At 50.6% G+C, this 6,418-nt stretch carries 8 protein-coding genes; 4 read left to right on the top strand and 4 right to left on the bottom strand.

What is annotated here, in order from left to right:
- The 4 genes from GKAS_RS06700 to GKAS_RS23765 are packed head-to-tail and all read left to right on the top strand — an operon-like array spanning position 1 to position 1,635.
- A complete protein-coding gene (locus GKAS_RS06700; protein WP_035892804.1) occupies positions 1-510 on the top strand; it encodes an HNH endonuclease signature motif containing protein in 510 nt (169 codons plus the stop codon).
- Positions 511-528: 18 nt separating this feature from the next.
- Positions 529-954, top strand: coding sequence for a hypothetical protein (locus tag GKAS_RS06705; RefSeq protein ID WP_035892805.1), 426 nt, complete (start codon positions 529-531; stop codon positions 952-954).
- Positions 938-1,237 carry a hypothetical protein gene (locus GKAS_RS06710; RefSeq protein WP_032174609.1) on the top strand — a complete coding sequence of 100 codons (300 nt, stop codon included), beginning with the start codon at positions 938-940 and terminating at the stop codon, positions 1,235-1,237. The genes GKAS_RS06705 and GKAS_RS06710 overlap by 17 nt, the downstream gene beginning before the upstream one ends.
- A complete protein-coding gene (locus tag GKAS_RS23765; protein ID WP_035892806.1) occupies positions 1,210-1,635 on the top strand; it encodes an endonuclease domain-containing protein in 426 nt (141 codons plus the stop codon). The genes GKAS_RS06710 and GKAS_RS23765 overlap by 28 nt, the downstream gene beginning before the upstream one ends.
- Before the next feature lie 41 nt (positions 1,636-1,676).
- Here the strand turns inward: GKAS_RS23765 and GKAS_RS06720 are convergent, their stop codons facing one another.
- The 4 genes from GKAS_RS06720 to GKAS_RS06735 form a co-directional block, all read right to left on the bottom strand.
- Positions 1,677-2,579, bottom strand: a complete 903-nt coding sequence (locus GKAS_RS06720; RefSeq protein WP_000013890.1) for an AbiTii domain-containing protein — start codon at positions 2,577-2,579, stop codon at positions 1,677-1,679.
- Between the two features lie 87 nt (positions 2,580-2,666).
- On the bottom strand, positions 2,667-3,878 hold the full coding sequence (locus GKAS_RS06725) for a site-specific integrase (RefSeq protein WP_035892807.1): 1,212 nt from the start codon (positions 3,876-3,878) through the stop codon (positions 2,667-2,669).
- Positions 3,879-4,810: 932 nt separating this feature from the next.
- A complete protein-coding gene (gene symE / locus GKAS_RS06730; protein ID WP_035892809.1) occupies positions 4,811-5,146 on the bottom strand; it encodes an endoribonuclease SymE in 336 nt (111 codons plus the stop codon).
- 225 nt (positions 5,147-5,371) lie between these two features.
- On the bottom strand, positions 5,372-6,124 hold the full coding sequence (locus GKAS_RS06735) for an AraC family transcriptional regulator (RefSeq protein WP_051910730.1): 753 nt from the start codon (positions 6,122-6,124) through the stop codon (positions 5,372-5,374).
- Positions 6,125-6,418: the final 294 nt, after the last annotated feature.

Raw genomic sequence — 6,418 nt, forward strand, 5'->3', positions numbered from 1 at the left:
ATGGTTAATGATGCTTACGCCCCTGAGCTGTTGCGATCCCTTTTCCTGTATGACCCGGTGACAGGTCGCCTGCACCATAAAGCTAACCGACGCCGGGTTAAGGCTGGCTCCTATGCTGACTCCACCCGGCGAGCTGATGGCTACCGTCAAGTTGCCCTGCGACTTGATGGCAAGCAGTACCAGCTAAAAGCCCATCGCGTGGCATGGATTCTTGCGCATGGCGCTATTCCTCACGGTAAGCAGATCGATCACATCAACGGTACCCGTGACGAGAACCGCCTATGCAATCTGCGTTTGGTTACGCAGCGGGAAAACGACCAGAACCGACGCAAGGCAAGGGGATATAGCTGGAATAAAGGCTGTAGCAAATGGGAGGCTTACATACGCGTTGATGGTGTACTCCGTCACCTTGGCTTATTTACTACCGAAGCGGCGGCGCGTGCTGCCTATCTAAAAGCTAAAGCCAGATACCATCCCTCAACGCCAGCCGATTTGTTGCAGGCTGCCTAATCCTCGGAGGTTCCATATATGGCTGATGAAAAGCCGATTAGAGCGCTGGCAGATGATGACCCACGCCGCCAGCGGTACGCTGAACTGATGGCGCAGGCTGGCCGCATGACTATTCCCCGACTGCATCCAGGCGATGCTAATAGTGTTATGAGCCAACTTGCGACGATGCTCGGCGCACCTGTCCCGATAGTCGGTGCTATGACTGAGCACGCCGCTGCATGGCGTGCCTGTATGCTGGAGCAAGGGCTTGGCGATCTTCTGGATGGCTTGAGTAAACAGGTGCTGACCATCTTCTTTATGCTCTGCTGGAGAGACAGCGCCTTGCGATTGGCGGGTAAGCAAAAGGAACGGCTTACAGCGGCCAGCGAGGGTTTGACCATTGAGCAATACCGGGCAATGCACCCGGCTTACAGAGAGAATAAAGAAGATGATAACCACGATTAAATTAAGGTGGCGGTACATCGAGCCGCCGCCAATGACTGGCGCACTCGCTGACCTGAAACAGTGGGTAATGGATACCGGAGAGCCTGAGCTGGAAGCTGAATTTCGTAAGCTGCTGGGGCTAATGCGCCGCAACGGTATTAGTGACGAACGCGTTAATGCGATGGCTGATGAGCTTTATGTTCTGGTTTGCCAACGCCAGTGCGAAGAATACGAAGCCTGCAAGCGGGCTGCGTCTGACAATGGAGACTTTGAATCATGGTTACACGGACAGACCAACTACTAAGAAAAGCGATGCGGGACTATCTGGAACACCTCGGCAACATGCCGTTGGCTGAACGGATTACAAATGCTGCTGTATTCGAAGATGTGTATCGCTTCCTGTTGAATGGTTCCGGTCGGCTGGAGTTGCGCCGCGCTGATGTGGCCGCTGTCCGTATCTTCCTGTGGAATTATCAATACCGACGCTGTGCGGTGACAGGTAAGCCGCTGCGCCTTACGTCTGCTGTGCTAGATCACTGCCACCGAACCGGGCGCGTGCGTGCTGTGGTGCATCGTTCTGCTAACGCTGCTGAGGGAGGCCGCTACGTTGGGCGGACGTGTGGTGTTAGCGTTGCGAACTTAAGGGCTATGGTTGGCAGCTATCGCAAGCAATACACTGGTATTGGCGTGTTATATCCATAACTGCGGGGTAATAAACCCCGCCGAAATAGTAGCGTAGCCACTCAAACAGGAATGTTATAGTAATGACAAATTGCATTAGTTAGTAGAGCTGGTGCAGCAGACGCTGCAATATTTAGCGTCCCCGCATATGCTTTACCAATCATATTTACAACCCACTTCCCAAGGCTATCACTGAAATTGTCCGGGGTAGTTGGGGCGGGTGATTCTTGTATAGCTTGATGAAGGCTCTTAATATCTTCATCATTAGCGCCCCAATCCTTGAGCTGCTTTTCAAGCGAGTTGAAGTCTCCAGCGTTGACAGTATTATTTTGTGAAATGTCCCCGTTACCAGAGCCAATAACGCCAGCATTGTTTACGTTGCCATGAATGTTGGTCACGTTATGGACAGTCATTGGTGCTACCTCTTTTTCTCTTAATGAAAACTGTAACCCTTCGCCTAAAATACCCTTTGACTCTAAGTCTAAAGACCAGTCGAGGATCTTATTCCTAACGGTAGTAATTACATGTTCTAGTACACCAGCGCTTATAACCCATACCATCTCAGTCTTTTGTCCGATACTTTGAGCTAATGTATCAGCCATCCAATCCGGGAGAGGTAAAAAAGGGTTTTCTCCTTTATTACTCATCTTTTTTATAGATGATATTGATTCTGTAATGTGAAACGTTGATACCATTGCATTTAATTCCGCGTCGTTGAAATTGACCACAAGCGGAACCCAGCTTTGATGTTGGGGACTATATGCTTTTAACTGCGATTGACCTTTCCTGTATTCAGGAACCGTATCAAAGCTGGGATAGCCATTTAATTCGAGCTGTATCCACTCGGTCAAATCGCTGAGGCCGAGCTTCACTGCAATCATTTTGGCCTTCATGAGTACAGATAAAATGTCGGAGTCGGGATCGCACGCTAGTGCTTGAAGTTCAAGAACTGGTGAGTTAGCCATATCAAGACCTTAGTATTGTTTTGATAAGGTATCTTACCCGCATCGAACCATGCAGTCTAAGGTTCGCAGGCTAAACTCACCCATGAGTTAGATGTTTATTCCTTCATGCTGGATGAGTTCGACATACTTACCGATCTCTATAGGGGAAGCTGCATTTTTCGAGTAAGTTTTGAAGCTCTCTGTACTCCCGCGCTCATGACCGACGAGCAGGGCAATACGATCTTCTGGCACTTGAGCACGGTCGAGCTGTTGCACAAAAGCATGTCGGAGTGAATGAAACACTTTCCTCTCTGCGGCAAGTTCACCAAGAGCTTTACGCTTTGCCCTTGTGAACTGCTGCGTATGCCACGTTGAGCGTTTCCCATCCGCCCGGTCTGTGATTGAAGCGTGATAGAACAGGAAACCGCTATGTGTGGTTTTGAGCAATGATTTCACTAGGGGGATTAGCTTGCTGTGTACTGGGACGATTCGTGCCGCGCTCTTGGTCTTCCCCTCGGTGATCTCAAAGCACAAAACGCCCTCGATGGTTTTAATACTGCTCTCACGCAGCGTACATATTTCATTGATCCGCATACCGCTGTAAGCACCAATAGCCGTTACCGCCTTCATCTCGTCATCAAGCAAGGTATAGACCTTTGCCAGCTCTCCCGGTGCGAAGACTTCATAGCTGACCTTGCTGCTTTTTGCTTCGAGTGCATGACCACGCCAAGGGTTATCCTGTGGCGCATCGTGATAGCGATTGCGTGCCAAATCCCATATCTGCGCCAGTGCGCTTATATAGTTTTGGATAGTTTGGGGCGCTCGCTCAGTTTTGAGTTTATCTAACCAGCCTGTAACTATGGTTCGGTTAATATCCCGCAACTGAACATCTTTCTTTTTCAGGTGGGTTAACAGCACCTCTACGGCTTTGTTGGTCTTGGATAGTGTAGTTAGCTTTCTCTTCTTGCTGTATTGGAGAAGATACAGATCGCGCATTTTAAGTAGGGAAGGGCAAGCCTGAACCGATGCACCAAATGATGCGGGGGCTTCCTTAGCATACAAACTGACACGGCGTAGCTCATCAATGATTTGATCTACGGATGAGCCGCCTTGTGGCTTAAGCAGATTCCGTAAGCGAGTCCATTCCAGAGCAATAGCATCGCGAAACAATCGCGCTTGCCGTATGTCTCGTGTCCCTGTGCTTTTCATAAAGTAGCGTTTCCCTTGGAACAGGTGGCGCATGTAGCTGGGGATAGCTATCCGCACGAGGTAATTCCCGCAGGGATCTAAAACTAGATAACGATCTCTCTTGAAACTCATACAAACCCCGGTTATGTTGTCGGGGCTTTTTCATGGCTAAACAGTCTGTGAAATGTGCCGGGGTTATGAGCTTTAGTCTAGCTAGTTCAACGAGTTAACGATGATTGTTGAAGCAAGCTAAGCCGCCTAAACCCGTGCCGGTTCGAGTCCGGCCTTCGCTCCATCCCCTTATGGACTTTCCCCTAAACCCCATACCCCTTATTCCCCCCAGAAGTAATACAATACCTCCCTCCACGCGGCCCAATACACACGTTCCCTGAAGAGCACGAACAAGACGAACCATAGGATGGCGATCTCACGGGCTGTTTTGCCGGTGCACTATGCCGTTCCGCTGGTCGTTGCTTAACTGCTGGAGCGTTCTGTGAGAGGTCATTCTTGATATAGCATCCCGCCATTTTACATAAATATGCTGAACCAACCCAGCGTTCTTGCTCTTTAGCTGCACTTATCCGACTCCATGTATCGCGCTGCTCATACACGTTGACGGATGTTCCTCTTTTCAATGCCGAGTGCGTTTCCTTTTGGGGAACTACGCACCTTTAAAGCTTCAGCATTCACATAGCGGTGCTCGGGTTGTTCAGACCCAGTGATGTCAGGTATTCGCGGAGCTGCCGAAAGTGAACTTGAACTTGAACTTGATGTGTTTGAGTTTTAAACTCTACTTTCGGTAGCTGGTGTTTTATCATTTTTGGCAAAGAGCCAGATAAAAAATAAAATAATAACTAACCCAATTGTTTTATTCTTCATAGTCGCCTGAATACGTATCATAATATGTGGGAAATCATAGCGTATTCAATGTGCTGATAATTGTGTTCTAACTCATAGTACTGGAAGTAAGTGGTAAATATCTCAGTGCCAAACGACCATAAATACGGCTTTCCCTAAATAAGCAGCCAACAAAAAGGCGCCTCTCAGCGCCTAATCTCCCCCCTTCACCCCCGACTTCCTTTCCCCGCAATCACCCCAATAAACTCCCTAACCTGCCTCCGCTTCCGCACCGACATTTTCCCCACCACTCGCGCCGTCTCCAGCACATCGTCAGCTTCACCTTCCACCGCCGTCAGCACCATACACCCCTTCATCACCCGCACCTCAACCTTCGTGCCGGTGGCAAACCCTGCTGCTTCCAGCCATTGCCCCTTCATCATCACCGCCGGAACGCGATGATAATCTGGCGCGCGGCTCGCATAACTCACGGTTAAATTCCGCTTATTTCCTTCGGCTACTTCTGGTTCAAATGAATCTGCAATACAATCGGTATTAGTCATAGTTGCTATTCTCGTGAAATAGTAGGTGTGATTAGCGATGCGGGCGTGTTGGCGCACACCCGCATCGCGCAAAATAACACCTGTAAATATACCCAGTACAGAAAATAAAAGCCAGCCGAAAATAAAACGTAATTAACGCTATTAAATATAAAACCGGAAACCGTTATTAATATTATCTATTAAAAACAGTCTCCGTATTAATAATGAAAATAGATAACCGCAAAATCACGACATCACCAGCGCCGCCTGAATATACCGCTGCGGCGACACCCCCAGCTTCTTCCTGAACATCGCAATAAACGCACTCGCGCTGGCATAGCCCAGCTCCTGCGCCAGCGTATTCACCGCCACGCCGCGCGCCAGATTACACACCGCCTCTAGCAGGCGAATCTGCTGCCGCCATTCGGAAAAACTCAGGTGCGTCTCTTCGCGGAACAGGCGTGCCAGCGTGCGTTCGCTGGCTCCGACCTTTTGACCCCACCAGGCGAGAGTCGCGGTATGATCCAACTCGCGGCACAGCGTATCGCAGACCTGACGCACCCGGCGGTCGCTCGGGAGGATCACGTGGCACAGCGCGGCGGCGGGGAGTCGCTGTAGCTCGTCGGCCAGCAGCGCCTGAAGCAGGGCCATCCGTTCCGGGGGAATGGCATCTTCAAGCCCGGCATCAATCAGGGTGTGGAGTAGGGGAGTGGCGGTCAGGCCGCGGCACTGATTGCCAAACAGGCGGGAAGCCTGCGGGCTAAGGTACAGGTTCTGCGTCACCACGCGATCCACGGCCTGAAGCCCGTGCGGCAGCCCGCCGGGTAGCCAGATTGCGCGGCCGGGCGACAGCAGCCAGATATGCTGCGGGGTGACGATTTTTGCCACGCCGCTCAGCGGGTAAATCAACTGCCCCTGTTCGTGCTGGTGAACCGGCTCTTCGCTGCCCGGGGCGTATTTGAGCTGGCGCAGCCCTTCAATCGCGTTCGGAATGGTCATCTTCACCTGCCCTCTGTCTGATTCTCACCATTTATGCTTACTGCTGCGTTTAGAGACAACTTTTGTCCGTATGGCGACATCCAGGTGGCCAGTGACGCCATTCTGCCACGGACGGGCTTCTCTTTTAAACTTGAATAATTATCATTTCCATCCAATTCTAATAACAGTCGGAAATGCTATGAATCAGGTTGGCAAGCTTTTCAGGGATAAACCGTTGAAAGTACTGGCATGTACGATCATCGCAGGGTACAGCGGGCAAGCGTTCACTGCGGATAACGGTCACGATAGCACAAA

Source organism: Kluyvera ascorbata ATCC 33433 (assembly GCF_000735365.1).
In the GTDB taxonomy this organism is placed as follows: Bacteria; Pseudomonadota; Gammaproteobacteria; order Enterobacterales; family Enterobacteriaceae; genus Kluyvera; species Kluyvera ascorbata.

Bases quoted from the DNA above. Each gene is read 5' to 3' on its own strand.
- GKAS_RS06700 (WP_035892804.1), top strand. From the start codon at position 1: ATGGTTAATGATGCTTACGCCCCTGAGCTGTTGCGATCCCTTTTCCTG.
- GKAS_RS06705 (WP_035892805.1), top strand. From the start codon at position 529: ATGGCTGATGAAAAGCCGATTAGAGCGCTGGCAGATGATGACCCACGC.
- GKAS_RS06710 (WP_032174609.1), top strand. From the start codon at position 938: ATGATAACCACGATTAAATTAAGGTGGCGGTACATCGAGCCGCCGCCA.
- GKAS_RS23765 (WP_035892806.1), top strand. From the start codon at position 1,210: ATGGTTACACGGACAGACCAACTACTAAGAAAAGCGATGCGGGACTAT.
- GKAS_RS06720 (WP_000013890.1), bottom strand. From the start codon at position 2,579: ATGGCTAACTCACCAGTTCTTGAACTTCAAGCACTAGCGTGCGATCCC.
- GKAS_RS06725 (WP_035892807.1), bottom strand. From the start codon at position 3,878: ATGAGTTTCAAGAGAGATCGTTATCTAGTTTTAGATCCCTGCGGGAAT.
- symE (WP_035892809.1), bottom strand. From the start codon at position 5,146: ATGACTAATACCGATTGTATTGCAGATTCATTTGAACCAGAAGTAGCC.
- GKAS_RS06735 (WP_051910730.1), bottom strand. From the start codon at position 6,124: ATGACCATTCCGAACGCGATTGAAGGGCTGCGCCAGCTCAAATACGCC.